Here is a 515-nt window from a genome sequence, read left to right on the forward strand (position 1 = left end):
GCTCGCGCCTTCGGTGATGCGCAGACCGTCACCCGCGATGTTGCGGATGGTACTGTGCTGGAGGTCGAGGCTCCCAGGGCCACTCTTGATCAGGCCCATACTATCCCAGTAGCCGCCATAGGCGATGGTGGCATACCGCAGCGTGGCTGACCCGGCATTCTGCACATAGAGGCCCCGCCACCAGCCCGCCGCCTCCGTCGTGCCCGTGAAGGTGATCGGTGCGGTTGGTGTGCCTACGGCATGCAAGGTGCCGTTGAACGAGAGCCCGATATGCTGAGCAAACTCAACGCGCACCCCGGCTTCGACGGTCATGGTGGTGGTCGCGGTGATGATGGTGTTGCCAATGATGCGGAAGGGGTTGCCCGCCGGGCTGAGGGTCAGATCACGAAGCCGGGTGCCGCCATTAATGCCGACCGCCGCCGTGCCGTTGCCGGTAAAGGTATTGCCGGTATAGATGAAGGTGTCATTAACATCCTGCAGCAGGCCGTAGGTGCTGTTCCCGTCAAAGGTGTTGG

Annotated in this window: 1 protein-coding gene; it reads right to left on the bottom strand. The window is 62.5% G+C overall.

What is annotated here, in order from left to right; all coding sequences use genetic code 11:
• Positions 1 to 515, bottom strand: a 515-nt coding sequence (locus A9Q02_RS24390) for a hypothetical protein (protein ID WP_216361547.1), incomplete at both ends; no start/stop codon positions are given.

It is taken from the genome of Candidatus Chloroploca asiatica, from assembly GCF_002532075.1.
GTDB classification, from domain to species: domain Bacteria; phylum Chloroflexota; class Chloroflexia; order Chloroflexales; family Chloroflexaceae; genus Chloroploca; species Chloroploca asiatica.